Source organism: Bacillus sp. M5A3_1b, assembly GCF_053345335.1.
Map to the genome: position 1 here is coordinate 1 of NZ_JBKEZY010000005.1, position 16,109 is coordinate 16,109.

14 protein-coding genes, 1 pseudogene and 2 other annotated features are annotated in these 16,109 nt (G+C 37.0%); of the genes and pseudogenes, 13 read left to right on the top strand and 2 right to left on the bottom strand.

Translation table 11 applies throughout. From position 1 onward, the window contains the following. The 4 genes and pseudogenes from ACLBWW_RS15020 to ACLBWW_RS15035 form a co-directional block, all read left to right on the top strand. The coding region (locus tag ACLBWW_RS15020) for an RNA-guided endonuclease InsQ/TnpB family protein (RefSeq protein ID WP_447614105.1) at positions 1-772 on the top strand (772 nt) is incomplete at its 5' end. Positions 773-915: 143 nt separating this feature from the next. Then, positions 916-1,182: pseudogene (locus ACLBWW_RS15025) on the top strand (FusB/FusC family EF-G-binding protein); the annotation flags it as partial. 164 nt (positions 1,183-1,346) lie between these two features. Next, complete coding sequence (locus ACLBWW_RS15030) at positions 1,347-2,243, top strand: RCC1 domain-containing protein (protein ID WP_098080532.1); 897 nt, start codon at positions 1,347-1,349, stop codon at positions 2,241-2,243. A 204-nt stretch (positions 2,244-2,447) separates the two neighbouring features. After that, positions 2,448-2,648, top strand: a complete 201-nt coding sequence (locus tag ACLBWW_RS15035; RefSeq protein WP_098080534.1) for a hypothetical protein — start codon at positions 2,448-2,450, stop codon at positions 2,646-2,648. Positions 2,649-2,811: 163 nt separating this feature from the next. Here the strand turns inward: ACLBWW_RS15035 and msrA are convergent, their stop codons facing one another. Then, a complete protein-coding gene (msrA, locus tag ACLBWW_RS15040; RefSeq protein WP_001291868.1) occupies positions 2,812-3,348 on the bottom strand; it encodes a peptide-methionine (S)-S-oxide reductase MsrA in 537 nt (178 codons plus the stop codon). 247 nt (positions 3,349-3,595) lie between these two features. Between msrA and ACLBWW_RS15045 the strand changes: the two genes are divergently transcribed. The 4 genes from ACLBWW_RS15045 to ACLBWW_RS15060 are packed head-to-tail and all read left to right on the top strand — an operon-like array spanning position 3,596 to position 8,708. Beyond that, entirely contained in the window at positions 3,596-5,224 is a 1,629-nt protein-coding gene (locus tag ACLBWW_RS15045) for a multicopper oxidase family protein (RefSeq protein ID WP_447614106.1), read from the top strand. A gap of 16 nt (positions 5,225-5,240) precedes the next feature. Then, positions 5,241-6,485: a copper resistance CopC/CopD family protein gene (locus ACLBWW_RS15050; protein ID WP_048543288.1), complete on the top strand. Its 1,245-nt coding sequence runs from the start codon at positions 5,241-5,243 to the stop codon at positions 6,483-6,485. Between the two features lie 27 nt (positions 6,486-6,512). Beyond that, on the top strand, positions 6,513-8,003 hold the full coding sequence (locus ACLBWW_RS15055) for a sensor histidine kinase (RefSeq protein ID WP_048543287.1): 1,491 nt from the start codon (positions 6,513-6,515) through the stop codon (positions 8,001-8,003). A 15-nt stretch (positions 8,004-8,018) separates the two neighbouring features. Further along, the gene (locus ACLBWW_RS15060; protein ID WP_000821645.1) at positions 8,019-8,708 is read left to right on the top strand and encodes a response regulator transcription factor; all 690 of its coding nucleotides are present in this window, start codon (positions 8,019-8,021) and stop codon (positions 8,706-8,708) included. Between the two features lie 49 nt (positions 8,709-8,757). Here ACLBWW_RS15060 and ACLBWW_RS15065 read toward each other — a convergent pair whose 3' ends face one another. Further along, positions 8,758-9,516, bottom strand: coding sequence for an SDR family oxidoreductase (locus ACLBWW_RS15065; protein WP_048543286.1), 759 nt, complete (start codon positions 9,514-9,516; stop codon positions 8,758-8,760). A gap of 260 nt (positions 9,517-9,776) precedes the next feature. Beyond that, positions 9,777-10,022, top strand: a binding site (T-box leader). A gap of 67 nt (positions 10,023-10,089) precedes the next feature. Then, positions 10,090-10,329, top strand: a binding site (T-box leader). 151 nt (positions 10,330-10,480) lie between these two features. On the opposite strand from ACLBWW_RS15065, the gene ilvE reads away from it, so the two are divergent. The 5 genes from ilvE to ilvD are packed head-to-tail and all read left to right on the top strand — an operon-like array spanning position 10,481 to position 16,085. After that, entirely contained in the window at positions 10,481-11,380 is a 900-nt protein-coding gene (gene ilvE / locus ACLBWW_RS15070; protein WP_447614107.1) for a branched-chain-amino-acid transaminase, read from the top strand. Between the two features lie 23 nt (positions 11,381-11,403). Beyond that, positions 11,404-13,116 (top strand): acetolactate synthase large subunit, encoded by a 1,713-nt coding sequence (ilvB, locus tag ACLBWW_RS15075; RefSeq protein WP_098633588.1) that lies wholly within the window; start codon positions 11,404-11,406, stop codon positions 13,114-13,116. Then, positions 13,113-13,343 carry an ACT domain-containing protein gene (locus ACLBWW_RS15080; RefSeq protein WP_000019914.1) on the top strand — a complete coding sequence of 77 codons (231 nt, stop codon included), beginning with the start codon at positions 13,113-13,115 and terminating at the stop codon, positions 13,341-13,343. Before ilvB ends, ACLBWW_RS15080 begins: the two co-directional genes overlap by 4 nt. A gap of 14 nt (positions 13,344-13,357) precedes the next feature. Further along, positions 13,358-14,365 carry a ketol-acid reductoisomerase gene (gene ilvC / locus ACLBWW_RS15085; protein WP_447614108.1) on the top strand — a complete coding sequence of 336 codons (1,008 nt, stop codon included), beginning with the start codon at positions 13,358-13,360 and terminating at the stop codon, positions 14,363-14,365. A gap of 46 nt (positions 14,366-14,411) precedes the next feature. Beyond that, positions 14,412-16,085 (top strand): dihydroxy-acid dehydratase, encoded by a 1,674-nt coding sequence (gene ilvD, locus ACLBWW_RS15090; RefSeq protein ID WP_098049289.1) that lies wholly within the window; start codon positions 14,412-14,414, stop codon positions 16,083-16,085. Positions 16,086-16,109: the final 24 nt, after the last annotated feature.

The window sequence follows — 16,109 nt, forward strand, 5'->3', positions numbered from 1 at the left end:
GATTATAGGAAAGAAAGTAGTTCATATTCAGTCTATTGGAGAAGTGAAAACAAGCCAACAACTACCAAGAAACAAAAAACCATCCAATCCAAGAGTTACATTTGATGGTCGTCACTGGTGGATTAGTGTAGGATTCCAAGAAGACTTTGAATCACAAGAACTAACCAATGAATCGATTGGTGTGGACATTGGTTTAAAAGAGTTGTTTGTAGCTTCTAATGGTACGAAAGAACGAAATATAAACAAAGATGCCAAGGTTAAAAAACTTTTGAAAAGGAAAAAGTCAGCTCAAAGAGATATGTCTAGGAGATTTAAAAAAGGTGTAAAAATTCAATCTGCCGGATATGAAAAAGCGAAAGCTGAGCACCTGCGGTTATCTAGGAAAATTACGAATATCCGAAATAACCATATCCATCAAGCAACAGCTAAATTGGTGAAAACCAAACCAATGAGGATTGTTGTGGAAGACTTACCTATCTCAAACCTGTTAAAAAACAAAAAACTATCGAAAGCATTTTCATTTCAAAAATTACACTTCTTCTTTCAATGTTTATCATACAAGTGCGAGAAGTATGGCATTGCGTATGTAAAAGCTGATAAATGGTTCGCCTCAAGCAAGATTTGCTCATGTTGCGGCGTAAAATACGACCATTCAGTTCAACCAGAAGGACAGTGGAGTTTAAAAATACGTGAGTGGCGTTGTGTCGAATGCAATAGCCATCACGATAGGGATGTAAATGCTGCGATAAATTTATCAAGATGGGTAAAATAAATGCTTGATAATAGGAGGTAACGATACTGCCTCGTGTGGAGTGTTATACCCCTCGTCCCTTTGGGGTTGCGAGAACACGATGAAGCACTAACTCGTGTAAATTTGATTGAATTGTATAGATTTAGTTAAGTTTATCGTATCGGTCAAGCAGGAAATTTATAATAGCGAAAAATGATAAAAATAAGTTTGTTGGTCTGCAAGGAACGTTCCAAAGTTTAAATAAAAAGAGCATTTGTTCATTATGTCATGGACATGAAGAAGTAGGGATGTTTTTAGTTGAAATTAAAGGTGATGTACAAGGAACTTTCGTTAAAAAGGGAAACTATATTTGCAAAGATGGTGTAGCTTGTAATCAGAATATGAAATCACTTGATAAATTGAACGATTTTATTGAACGATTGAAGAAATAAAGAAGGGACCTCTAGTATTTAAACTGGAGGTTTTTATTTTTTGAAGAAATAATAATAGGCTTCTTTTGTAGCTGTAAATTTATAAAAAAAGTCGGGTCATTTATAATGAAATTAGATAAAAATATCTATTTGGATACAGTTGTTTATATGCAAGGAGGTAAAACATGAATTACATTTCACCGAAAGAAGAAATGTTAAAAGTGAAACGGTGGCCTAAAGATACGATAGCGGCAGGTCGTGGTCATACAGTTGCTCTTAAATCGGATGGCACAGTTGTGGCAGTGGGGCGAAATAAAGAAGGAGAATGCAATGTAAGCGGTTGGTGTGATATTGAAGCAGTCGCAGCGGGCAATGTTCATATGGCGACGAACACGGGTAATGCTCATACAATCGCTCTTAAAAGTGATAATACTGTGGAAGCGGTGGGGTGGAATAAGCATGATCAATGTGATGTAAACGACTGGCATAATATTGTATCGGTTGCGGCAGGGTGGCGTCGTACCATTGGTCTTAAACCGGATGGTACGGTAATAGCGATGGGCCGAAATAAAGAAGGAGAATGTAATATAAGCAGCTGGCGTGATATTGTGGCGGTCACGGCGGGTGACTGGCATACAGTCGGTCTTAAATTGGACGGAACAGTGACGACTGTGGGGAATAATCGATATGGCCAATGCAATGTAAGTGGATGGCGTGCTATGGTGGAGTTGGCAGCAGGTTATCTTCATACTGTTGGTTTGAAATCGGGTGGCAAAGTGATGGCAGTGGGTAATAATAAACTTGGTCAATGCGATGTAGGCAGCTGGAAAGATATTATGGCAATAGCGGCTGGTACGAATCATACAATCGGACTTAAATCAGACGGTACCGTGGTGGCAGTCGGCTGGAATGAGTATGGTCAATGTAATGTAAGCGATTGGCGTGATATTGTAGCGATAGCGGCGGGTTGTGCGCATACGGTTGGTCTGAAATTAGATGGCACGGTGGTAGCAGTAGGTGATAATACATACGGTCAATGCGATGTAGGTAGCTGGCGTAACATCCGATTGCCTGGCAAATAGTTAATTCACAACAAATCACTAGTAATATTATTCTATTTTAGGAGTAATCATGGAATAGGATATGTAGATAAGAACCCCTTTTTAAAAGAGGTTCTTATTCTTTTTCCATAAAATGAGTGTCTAAATGGAATTTTTGAACAAACTTTATTTCAAAGCTACAGTAGAAAGTATAAATTACAAATAAAGCATAGGAGAGCTGAAGAAATGCTTAAAAAGTTTTTGCTTTCTTTACCGGATGTTTTACTTGTATGCATTGTTATCTACATGACATACACAACTACTTTTAGTTTTGTACAGATGTTAGTAATTTCAATTGCAATCGGAATCGTCGGTGGTCTTGTTATAAAAATTTGTAAGGATGTATTCACGTATATAAGGTGGACAATGAAACAGAGGAAATCTTGAATATGTTGTATTTCTATTAGGAGGAGAGGAAATGAATAAGAAAAAGAGTAGAGTGAAAAATGAAATCGCACTTTGGACATTGACAGCGGTTGTTCTCATCATTGTATGGTACTTTTTTCAAAGATAAAAATGCATCGTACTTAAAAGGTACGATGCATTTTTATTATTTTTTTTGCCAATTTTCTTTTATAAAGTCTTCACGGCCAGATTCTTTTTGCTCAGTAGCATATTTCTCCGGATTTTTTTTATAAAAATGTTGATGGTATTCTTCAGCCTCATAAAAAGGTGCAGCCGGGCGAATTTCAGTTACGATTGGCTCTTTAAACATACCGCTTTCTGCAAGAGCCTGTTTTGATTTTTCAGCAAGCTCTTTTTGCGTTTCATTATGATAAAAAATAGCAGTGCGATAAGAGGGACCGCGGTCAAAGAATTGTCCGCCATCATCAGTTGGATCGATTTGTGGCCAATATAAATCTAGTAATTTTTCATATGGAAAAATAGAAGGATCGAATGTAATTTGTACAACTTCTAAATGACCAGATGTACCAGCTTTTACTTGTTCATATGTTGGGTTTTCTACATGACCACCTGCATAGCCAGAAAGTACTTTATGAATACCAGGAAGTTCATCAAATGGCTTTACCATGCACCAAAAGCAACCGCCTGCGAAGGTTGCGAGTTCGTATGTTTTTTCGGACATTGTTGTAATCCTCCTAAATATATATGTTTTATATAGTATTATACATTCTTTTTTATTGCGCAATAAAAAAGATTTAGAAGTAAAGAAAAATTGAAATATATTTCTTTATAAAGTCTTTAAAATTCCTTCAAAGTTTCTTTTTTTCTGAGTGTTATGATGTAAATCGAAGTGAATATGTGAGGTGATAGGCAATGAATCTACGTATGAAAATTAATAGTTTACAACAAAAAATGAAAGAGAGACTAATATGAAAAAGGAATTTATACAAAGCGATTTAAGAAATATATTGATTGCGGCATGCTTACTATTAGGGTTAGTTATTTTTGGATATTTTTTAATAAATAATTACCCAGGTACAAATGAAAAAAAGAAGTTAACAGATGCAACATCTACTTCAGAATCAATTACATCTATTGCTAATTCAGATGCCAAAAAAAGGGTTACAAAAACTTTTAATATTACGGCGAAAGTAGCCAGTTTAGATTTGGGAGATGGGAAAAAGGTAGATGCATGGACTTTTGATGGAACATCACCGGGTACTCAAATTCGAGTTAAACAAGGTGAACGTATTGTTGTAAATTTGAAAAATGAATTGCCAGAACCAGTTACAATCCATTGGCACGGATTAGATGTTCCAGCGGCGGTAGACGGTGTTCCAGGTGTTACGCAAAATGCTATAAAACCAGGTGAAACATATACATATGCATTTAATGCTGATCAGGTGGGGACATATTGGTATGATTCACATCAAAAAAGTGCAATACAAACGGAGCGGGGACTATTTGGAACCATTGTTATTGAACCGAATAAACCAGCTGTAAAATATGAAAAGGATTATACAGTGGCGATCCATGAATGGAAAACAGGAGCCATAAAAACCCGTAAGCATAATGGCGAACAAGATAAAGATTGGGATAGCTACCCTAGCAATCATATTCGAAATGAAAAGGCGCAAACTTTAGAAGGCCCGTTAATGATGCCAAGTAATGATCAACTCAAAGATTTATCTGATGGAGATGATTACGATGTATTTACATTAAATGATACAAGTGAGGGACTACGATTGGATGCAAAACCAGGTGAAACAGTACGCCTTCGCTTAATTAATGCTGGGAATAATACGCATTTAATGACATTAGTTGGGGCGCCATTTCAAATTATCGCATTAGATGGTCGTGATATAAAAGGTGGGGACGAGCTAGATAAAGCAATTCTTCCGATGGGAGCTGCACAACGTTATGACCTTGTTTTTAAAATGCCGGAAACAACGAGTGTAAAACTTATTAATGTGGATCCATCTAAGAAAATGAATCGAATGTTAACGGCGACTATTGGGAATGGTTCTTTGCCGAAAAAACCTATTGATATAAAGAGTTATCCATGGTTTGATTTTACGAAATATGGAGAAAAAGAAGTTGGCAAGTTTACGATAGATTCAAAGTTTACAAAGGTCTATGATATGGATTTGGCAGAAGGTGTGAAAGATGTAAATGGACAAGAAAAATGGGTGTATACGATTAATGGAAAGACATCACCTGATATTCCACCCATTAAAGTAGAGAAAGGAGATAAAGTTAAGATACGCTTTAAAAATAAGGGAGAGGAAATTCATCCAATGCATTTACATGGACATACATTCCAAGTTATTTCTAAAAATGGTAAACCAATGGAGGGAAGTCCGATTTACTTAGATACAGTTAATGTTTTTCCGGGAGAAGAATATGAAATTGCTTTAGAGGCAAATAATAGTGGACTATGGATGGTTCATTGTCATCATCTCGTTCATGCGGAAAAAGGAATGCATACGATGATGAATTATGAGGGGGTAACTACTCCATTTTCTACCGGAGATCACTCAGGTAATCATCCAGAATAATAATACGGAGGTTTTCATGCTTTATAGAATGATAGTATTTATGTTAACAAGTGTAAGTATATTTTTATTTTCTCATAGTAGTGTATTTGCTCATACAAGTGTTGTAGGAGCCACCCCTAAAGAGGGGGAGGTTCTTACAGTACAACCGGAACAGATTATTCTTGAATTTAGTGAACCAGTTACAGGAAATGTAGTCAATATTGAACTGCTAGATTCAAGTGCAAAGAGAGTGCAAGTATCAAAGGTTGAAATATTAGATAACCCAACAAAAATAAAAGTGAAATTACCAAACTTAAATAATGGTACTTACACAGTAAGGTGGTCTATGATTTCTGCAGACGGACATCCGAGTGAGGGAGGCTATCCCTTTTCAATTGGAGAAGAAGTACAAACTAATGTAGTGGTAGAGGGAAATGCGAGTGGGAGTGGCTCAGTATTTTCAGATGTTATGATAGTAGCACTACGCTATATTGTAGAGGGAATGATTTTAATTGGAGCAGGAGTAAAGTGGCTCGATATGTTTGTTAAACGTTATAAATTACCGTCCATATTGCAAAGAATGAAGAATATGAAAAAGATTTTCTTCTCTATACTTGTAGTAGGATTAATAACCGAATTAATAGTATATAAGTCAGTTATTCCGAAGGGAAGTTTACTTATTCATTCGCCATTTGCAGTTGTTATTATGATTCAACTGCTATTATTAGTTCTTATGTCTTTGCAACATATGGGGAACGAATGGTATGCGCTAGTTTGGGGATTTCTTGTTGCGAGTTTTTCTTTCACAGGTCATGTATGGATTACTAATCCAAATTGGGCAGCAGTTATAATTAGAATGGTCCATGTTATGAGTATTGCAGTGTGGCTAGGAGCACTTATTTATTTAGTTCTTGTTATAGCGTGGACAACATTATACAAAATTACATTTGATCAAAAGCGTTTCCGTAAGCATTTTAGCATTATTGCTGGTATTTCATTTATTCTAGCATTTCTTTCTGGGGAATTAATTGTGTTTCTACAGACAAGGAATTGGGTACTTTTTAATTTTAATTCAATATGGACGAACCTTTTAAATATAAAGATTCTTACTGTATGTATAATTACAATTGTAGCATGGAGACAAACGAAAACATGGGGTAACGATATGGGAACAGTTAATCGCCGTTTATTGCTCTTAGAAATTGTTCTAGCTATACTCGTATTATTAGCTGGTATTTGGATGAGTCAAGTTTCGTTTCCGGTGAATTCTGTAACAAGCTAAAATTATAATGTTTATAGGAGTTCTGTAATGTCAATCCGTATTAGATTGCTGTTGTCGTATGTTGCGATGGTAATTATTCCAATCGTTTTTTGCGGTATAGCAGTTATGTTAATTAGTGTTACTTTATTTGGTGATATTCGTATTGCAAAAGCAATCATTGGTCTTAATCAAAATAGTCATTCTCTCATTGATAAAGAGCAGGAGGGAGCTATTCGTACAAAAGAAGATGAAGATGATATTTTTAGTAGGTTGAAAATTCTTTCATCTTATGCTCCAGATAAATTAGAGGATATACATTTTTTAAAGGAAACTGATAAAGAATTAAACGATAATCAAGCAGGATTACTAATTCGAAAAAATGATGAGCTTACATATTCATCCCCATATTTTAAAATCTCTTCGTTTGATAAATACCTACCCGCATTTGAAACGGAAGGACAAAGAAAGGGAATGGATGTGAAAATAGAGGGTAATTCTTTTTACTATAAGCAATTTGATTACTACGATGAAGAGAAGGATAAGATCAGTATTTTTGTATTTGAGTATGTAAATCCTTTAGAAGAAATGATTAGAGAATTTTTCCCGTATTTCGTATTCTCTTTAATACTTGGGTTAATTATTACGAATGGAATATTAACATATTTTATATCACGGAGTATTATTAAACCATTGCATTCATTAAAGCAGGCAACGGAAAGAATTCAAAAGGGTGATTTAGATTTTCAAGTAAAGCCACTTGCGAAAGATGAAATAGGTGAATTAAGTTTATCGTTTGAAGAGATGCGTGGCAGATTGAAAGAATCGGTCGAGTTGCAAATGCAATATGAAAAGAATCGTAAAGAGTTGCTTTCAAATATTTCTCATGATTTACGGACGCCAATAACGGCTATTAAAGGGTATGTACAAGGAATTAAAGAAGGTATCGCTCGAACTCCAGAACAATTAGATAAATATTTAACGATTATTTATCATAAAGTGTTTGATATGGATCAATTAATTGACGAGCTTTTTCTCTTTTCAAAACTTGATTTGAAAGAGGAACCATTTCAATTTGAAGAGGTTGAAATTAACCAATACTTATCTGATTGCATAGAAGAACTACAGCTTGAATTGCAAGATAAGGGAATTACAGTGAGATGGGATGCTCAAAAGGATACTTCTATTTTGGTAAAAGGTGATCGTGAAAAATTACGTCGTGTTATTACAAATATCATTTGGAATAGTGTGAAGTATATGGATAAAGAAGAAGGATATATAGGAATTCGCATGACCGAATCTATTGATTATGTAACGATTTACATAAAAGATAATGGGGTAGGAATAGAAGAGAAGGCGTTGCCTCATATATTTGAAAGGTTTTATCGTGCAGATCATTCTAGAAATTCTAAAACAGGTGGAAGCGGACTTGGTTTGTCAATTGCACATCAGATTATCACACAACATGGTGGTGATATTTGGGTAGAAAGCAAAAAAGGTAAAGGAACGACGCTGGCATTTACATTACAAAAAATCAATTAGAAAAAGGAGAGCATCTTGAAAAGAATTTTAATTATTGAAGATGAAGCTATTATAGCAGAGTTAGAAAAGGATTATTTAGAGGTTGCTGGGTATACAGTAGATATTGATTACTCTGGCGAAAAAGGTTTACAAAGAGTTCTTCTAGAGGATTATGACTTGTTAATTTTAGACATAATGTTACCGGGAATAGATGGATATGAAATTTGTAAACAAGTTCGATTGGAAAAGGACATACCAATACTTATGGTGTCCGCAAAACAAGAGGAAATCGATAAAATTAAAGGGTTAGGTTTTGGAGCAGATGATTATATTATAAAACCGTTTAGCCCGAGTGAAATGGTGGCACGTGTAAATGCTCATCTAGCTCGTTATGATCGTTTAACAGGAAAACGAGAACTAATAAAAGATGAAATTCGTATTCGAGGATTGTTTATTGATAAATCGGCCCGACGTGTATTTGTAAATGGAACTGAGGTCATGTTAACAGGAAAAGAATTTGATTTATTAACTTGTATGGCAGAACATCCAAATCAAGTATTTAGTAAAGATCGTCTCTTTGAAACTGTATGGGGGATGGATGTAATTGGTGATGCAGCAACGGTTGCTGTACATGTGAAAAATATTCGTCAAAAAATTGAACTCGATCCATTCGATAAATCATACATCGAAACAATTTGGGGAGTAGGATATCGTTTTACACAGTGAAAAAGGCCAGCAAAAATGCTGGCTTTTTTTGCGTAAGTAGATTAAGAAATTACAAACAAGATCCTCCGCTCACATCAATTAATTGTCCAGTAACCCAGCGGCTGTCTGGAGAAGCGAGAAATGCCGCGGTATCGGCAATATCTTCTACTTCACCTAAGCGATTAAAAGCGGAAATGGTAGTAGCGTACTGTTTCATCATTGGGTCGCTCAAGAGTTCCGCATTCATATCTGTTTTAATAAATCCAGGAAGTATTGCATTCACTGTTATTCCTCGTGCTCCGAGCTGTTTTGCTAGTGTGAAAGTCATTGTATTAATAGCGCCTTTCGTCATACTATAGGCAACGAAATCAGGTAAAGAAATACGAGTGGCAGCGGATGAAATATTAATAATTCGGCTATTGTCACGTAAACGAGATAGAGCTTGTTGGATGATAAAGAATGGTGCTTTTGCATTAACTGAAACCATTCTATCAAAAAATTGTTCAGTCGTTTCTTCAATAAAAGCACCAGGACCAATTCCAGCGTTGTTTATTAAAATATCAAATTTAGTACTACCAGTTCTTTTTTGTAATTCGCTATCTAAAGAACTATAAAGAGTTTCTACACCATGTAAAGATTCAAGGTTTGCACAGATAGAAAAAGCAGATCCGCCATTTGATTGAATTTCATAAACGGTTTCTTCAGCACCTTCTTTTCGATTTCCGTAATGAATAGCAACTAATGCACCGTCGTTTGCTAAACGTTTTGCAATAGCACGTCCAATTCCTCGGCTTGCTCCTGTAACTAATGCCACTTTTCCTTTTAACATAGTTTTCTCATCTCCTCAAAAAATTTTATATGTTATTAAGTTGTTTTTCTTTATGTAGTAATGCGAACATACTTAAGTAATATATGAGTATGTATAAGAAGTTCATTCCGATTTTGTTTTGAGAAAAAATAAATAGAATTCTCTTGAATTGATTGAATTTTATTTTTTTTCGGAAAAACATGTTGACAATGAAAAGAACAACGTCCTATAATACGTTTAACAAATAAAAGTTAATTAAGAATCTTTCAACTTTATATGTTACATATGCAAAGAAGAGGAAAGTAGATGGTTATGATCGTTTCAGAGAGCTGCTCCTAGGCTGTGAGAGTAGTAACAATCGAATCATTGAATATCACCTCGGAGCATCGCTTGCGAAAGGGAAACTGAGTAGAGGGCGACGGCATCGTCTCCGGTAAAAGGACGGGGGTCTAATTGGACCTACAAAGCTTATATTTCGTGAGAAGTATAAGGAAGCTGAGTGGTACCGCGAAACTCTCGCCTCAGCAATCAAAGCTACTAAATTGTAGTAGTTGATTGCTGAGGCGAGAGTTTTTATTTTAAAAAATAGAATACGATAATGCGTAGAAGAGGAGAGTAAATGAAGAAAATTGTTTCAGAGAGCTGCCCAGAAGCTGTGAGGGTGGTAACAATTTCATCATTGAAAATCACCTCGGAGTACTACTTTTGAAAACTAGTAAAAAGTAGCGGAGTTGTTTCCGATAGAAAAACAAAAGTCTAATTGGACTTGCAGAGCTTATATTTCGTGAGAAGTGTAAGGAAGCTGAGTGGTACCACGATTCCCTCGTCTCAGCAATGGATTGCTACAAGTATGTATGTAATCGATTGTTGAGACGAGTATATTTTTAAAGTTTATATACTGAATATTCTGTTAAAATAACTCATCTCAGCAATCGATATAGAAATAGATTGCAAAAATAGAGAGAAAAAAGAGGAGCGATGTGAGATGGGAAACCAGTATATTTATATGAATGGGGAATTTGTAGAAAAAGAAAAGGCAGTTGTTTCAGTATATGATCACGGTTTTTTATACGGAGATGGTGTATTTGAAGGGATTCGTAGTTACGGTGGAAATGTATTTTGTTTAAAAGAACATGTAAAACGATTATACGAATCGGCAAAATCTATTTTGCTTACAATCCCACTGACAGTTAACGAAATGGAAGAAGCAGTTTTACAAACATTGCAAAAAAATGAATATGCTGATGCCTACATTCGATTAATTGTTTCAAGAGGAAAAGGTGACTTAGGGCTCGACCCTAGAAGTTGTGTGAAACCGAGCGTTATTATCATTGCAGAACAATTAAAGTTATTCCCACAGGAATTTTACGATAATGGACTAAGCGTTGTATCTGTTGCATCGAGACGTAATACGCCAGATGCATTAGATCCACGTATTAAGTCAATGAACTATTTAAATAACGTGCTTGTGAAAATTGAAGCGGCACAAGCAGGAGTGTTAGAGGCCCTTATGTTAAATCAACAAGGATATGTTTGTGAAGGATCTGGAGACAATGTTTTCGTTGTGAAAGATGGAAAAGTGTTAACACCTCCTTCTTACTTAGGGGCGCTAGAAGGTATTACGAGAAATAGTGTTATCGAGCTATGTGAACGACTTAATATTCCATGTGAGGAAAGGCCATTTACTCGCCATGACGTATATGTAGCAGATGAAGTGTTTTTAACAGGAACGGCAGCAGAATTAATTCCAGTTGTAAAAGTTGATTCAAGAGAGATTGGAGATGGAAAACCAGGAAGTGTAACGAAACAATTGACAGAGAAATTTAAAAAGTTAACGAGAGAAAGAGGAGTACGTGTTCCAGGACTGGCGGAGAGCTTACTGTAGGTAGGGGAGAGGAGTTAATTAAAATGGAACAGCATACAACACGTGAGAAATTACAGTGTGAAGATGTGACAGGTGCCGGACATGTTATTCAATGCTTGAAAAAATTAGGTGTAACGACTGTTTTCGGTTATCCAGGCGGAGCGATTTTGCCAGTGTACGACGCGTTATATGGAAGTGGTTTGAAGCACGTTTTAACTCGTCATGAACAAGCTGCCATTCATGCGGCAGAAGGATATGCGAGAGCTTCTGGAAAGGTCGGGGTAGTCTTTGCTACCTCTGGACCAGGGGCGACAAATTTAGTTACGGGTTTAGCAGATGCTTATATGGATTCGATTCCTTTAGTTGTCATTACAGGGCAAGTCGCAAAACCTCTCATCGGAAAAGATGGATTTCAAGAAGCAGATGTTGTCGGGATTACAGTACCTGTTACGAAGCATAATTACCAAGTTCGTGATGTGAATCATTTATCACGTATTGTACAAGAAGCTTTTTACATCGCCGAAAGCGGGCGACCAGGACCAGTATTAATTGATATTCCAAAAGATGTTCAAAATGAAAATGTAACAAGTTTTTATAATGAAGTAATTGAGATTCCAGGGTACAAATTAGAGCCTATGCCAGACGGTAGGAAGCTTAGAGAGGTAGCTAAAGCAATTTCCGAAGCAAAACGTCCCCTTCTTTATATTGGAGGAGGGATCATTCATTCGGGTGGTTCTGATGAACTTATTCAGTTTGCGAGGGAAAATCGTATTCCTGTCGTTTCCACTTTAATGGGACTTGGTGCATATCCGCCAGGAGATTCGTTATTTTTAGGAATGCTCGGCATGCATGGAACGTACGCTGCAAATATGGCAGTAACAGAATGTGATTTATTACTTGCGTTAGGTGTTCGCTTCGATGATCGTGTAACAGGAAAATTAGAACTTTTTTCTCCGTATTCGAAAAAGGTACATATTGATATAGATCCTTCGGAGTTTCATAAAAATGTAACTGTGGAATATCCGATTGTTGGAGATGTGAAAAAAGCGTTACACATGCTGTTACATATGCCGATTTGTACACAGGCAGAAAAATGGCTTACGAAAATCGAGGAATGGAAAAGGGAATATCCTCTTTCTTATCATCAAAAAGAATGTGAGTTAAAACCACAGCATGTTATTAGTCTAGTAAGTGAATTAACGAACGGTGAAGCGATTGTTACGACGGAAGTAGGACAGCATCAAATGTGGGCTGCTCATTTTTATAAAGCGAAAAATCCACGGACTTTTCTAACATCTGGCGGACTAGGAACGATGGGGTTTGGTTTCCCAGCAGCAGTTGGTGCTCAGCTTGCAAAAGAGGAAGAACTCGTCATTTGTATTGCAGGCGATGCTTCTTTTCAAATGAACATTCAAGAACTGCAAACAATTGCTGAAAATAATATTCCTGTAAAAGTATTTATTATAAATAACAAATTTTTAGGGATGGTAAGGCAATGGCAAGAGATGTTTTATGAAAATCGTTTATCAGAGTCGAAAATTGGATCGCCAGATTTTGTGAAAGTGGCAGAAGCATATGGAGTGAAGGGATTAAGGGCGACAAATTCAACAGAGGCGAAACAAGTGATGTTAGAAGCATTTGCTCACGAAGGTCCTGTCATAGTTGATTTTTGTGTAGAAGAAGGTGAAAACGTATTTCCGATGGTTCCGCCAAACAAAGGGAATAACGAAATGATTATGAAGAGGTGGGAAGAATGAGTCATACTTTTTCACTCGTTATTCATAACGAGCCAAGCGTCTTATTACGTATAAGTGGAATTTTTGCTCGGCGTGGCTATTATATTTCTTCTTTACATTTAAACGAAAGAGATACTAGTGGCGTTTCTGAAATGAAACTCACAGCAGTTTGTACTGAAAATGAAGCGACATTACTTGTTGGTCAGTTGAAAAAATTAATTGATGTACTGCAAGTAAATAAATTATAAGGAGTGTATCGAATATGAAAACGTATTATGAAAAAGATGCAAATGTAGAGTTATTACAAGGGAAAACAGTTGCGGTAATTGGTTATGGATCTCAAGGTCATGCGCAAGCACAAAATTTACGTGATTCTGGTGTAGAAGTTGTAGTTGGTGTTCGACATGGTAAGTCTTTTGAAGTAGCAAAAGCAGATGGGTTTGAAGTAATGTGTGTTTCAGAAGCGGTTCGAACCGCGCAAGTCGTACAAATGTTATTGCCAGATGAACAGCAAGCACATGTGTATAAAACAGAAGTAGAAGAGAATCTCCGTGAAGGGCAAATGTTACTTTTCTCACATGGATTTAATATTCACTTCGGACAAATTAACCCGCCAAGTTACGTAGATGTAGCAATGGTAGCACCAAAAAGTCCAGGTCATCTCGTTCGCCGTGTATTCCAAGAAGGGAATGGTGTTCCGGCGTTAGTCGCAGTACATCAAGATGCAACAGGCACCGCATTAAGTGTAGCACTTGCGTATGCAAAAGGTGTAGGTTGTACACGTGCAGGTGTAATTGAAACGACATTCCAAGAAGAAACAGAGACGGATTTATTCGGAGAGCAAGCGGTACTTTGCGGCGGGGTAACTGCACTTGTGAAAGCTGGTTTTGAAACGTTAACAGAAGGTGGATATCGTCCTGAAATTGCATACTTTGAATGTTTACATGAATTAAAGTTAATTGTTGATTTAATGTATGAAGGTGGTTTGACGAACATGCGCCATTCTATTTCAGATACGGCTGAGTTCGGAGATTATGTAACAGGATCGAGAATCGTTACAGATGAAATGAAGAAAGAGATGAAACGAGTACTTACAGAAATTCAGCAAGGTGAATTCGCGAAGAAATGGATTTTAGAAAACCAAGCTGGGCGTCCAACATATAATGCGATGAAAAAAGCAGAGCACAATCATCAGTTAGAAAAAGTAGGGGTAGAACTTCGTGAAATGATGAGCTGGATTCATGCGCCGAAAGAATTAGTAAAGAAATAGAGTAAGTGATTGTATGTGAAAAATACGTAAGAGGGGATTTGACAAGATGAGAAGTGACATGATTAAAAAAGGTTTTGATAAAGCGCCGCACCGTAGTTTATTAAAAGCAACTGGTTTGAAAGATGAAGATTTTGATAAACCGTTTATAGCTATCTGTAATTCTTTTATTGAAATTATTCCAGGTCATAAGCACTTAAATGAGTTTGGAAAACTTGTTAAAGAAGCAGTGCGTGCAGCAGGTATGGTCCCATTTGAATTTAATACAATTGGAGTAGATGACGGTATTGCGATGGGGCATATCGGTATGCGTTATTCGCTTCCGAGTCGTGAAATCATTGCAGATTCAGTAGAAACGGTTGTAAATGCACATTGGTTTGATGGCATGATTTGTATTCCAAACTGTGACAAAATTACACCCGGTATGATGATGGCTGCACTTCGTATTAACATTCCAACTGTTTTTGTTTCAGGTGGTCCGATGGCGGCTGGAAAAACTTCAAAAGGAGACGTTGTCGATTTAAGTTCTGTTTTCGAAGGAGTAGGAGCTTATCAATCTGGGAAAATTTCAGAAGAAGAATTAAAGGATATTGAAGATCATGGCTGTCCATCTTGTGGTTCTTGTTCTGGTATGTTTACAGCGAACTCTATGAACTGTTTATGTGAAGTGTTAGGTTTAGCTCTTCCGGGTAACGGGAGTATTTTAGCCATCGATCCAAGACGTGAAGAATTAATTAAACAAGCAGCAGAGAAATTAAAGGTTTTAATTGAAAGAGATATTAAACCGAGGGACATTGTAACAGAAGAAGCAATTGATGATGCGTTCGCGCTTGATATGGCGATGGGCGGTTCGACAAATACAGTGTTGCACACATTAGCTCTCGCGCAAGAAGCGGGTTTAGATTACGATATGAATCGCATTGATGCCGTTTCAAGACGTGTACCACATTTATGTAAAGTAAGTCCTGCTTCCAATTGGCATATGGAAGATATTGATCGAGCAGGCGGGATTAGTGCCATTTTGAAAGAGATGAGCCGAAAAGAGGGAGTACTTCATTTAGATCGTATTACTGCTACTGGGCAGACGTTAAGAGAAAATATTGCTGGGGCAGAGATTAAAGATAAGGAAGTAATTCATTCACTCGAAAACCCTCATAGTGAAGAAGGGGGATTACGTATATTAAAAGGAAACCTTGCGAAAGATGGGGCAGTTATTAAAAGCGGGGCAACTGAAGTAAAACGATTTGAAGGACCTTGCGTTATTTTTAATTCACAAGATGAGGCTCTTGCGGGCATTATGCTTGGGAAAGTGAAGAAAGGCGATGTAGTTGTTATTCGCTATGAAGGACCAAGAGGCGGCCCTGGTATGCCGGAAATGTTAGCACCAACTTCAGCGATTGCCGGTATGGGATTAGGTGCAGATGTTGCGCTATTAACGGATGGTCGTTTCTCGGGTGCTTCACGTGGTATTTCAGTTGGGCATATTTCACCAGAAGCAGCTGCGGGGGGAACGATTGCACTTCTCAAGCAAGGGGATATCGTTTGCATTGATGTTGAGGAAAGATTGTTGGAGGTAAGAGTTAGTGATGAAGAATTAGATAAGCGTAAAAAAGAGTGGAAACGACCAGAACCGAAAGTGAAAACTGGCTGGCTTGGACGTTATGCGCAGATGGTAACATCGGCGAATACAGGTGCAGTTCTAAAAATCCCGGATTTTGATTGAGCCAATTAAAAAGAGATAAGGATG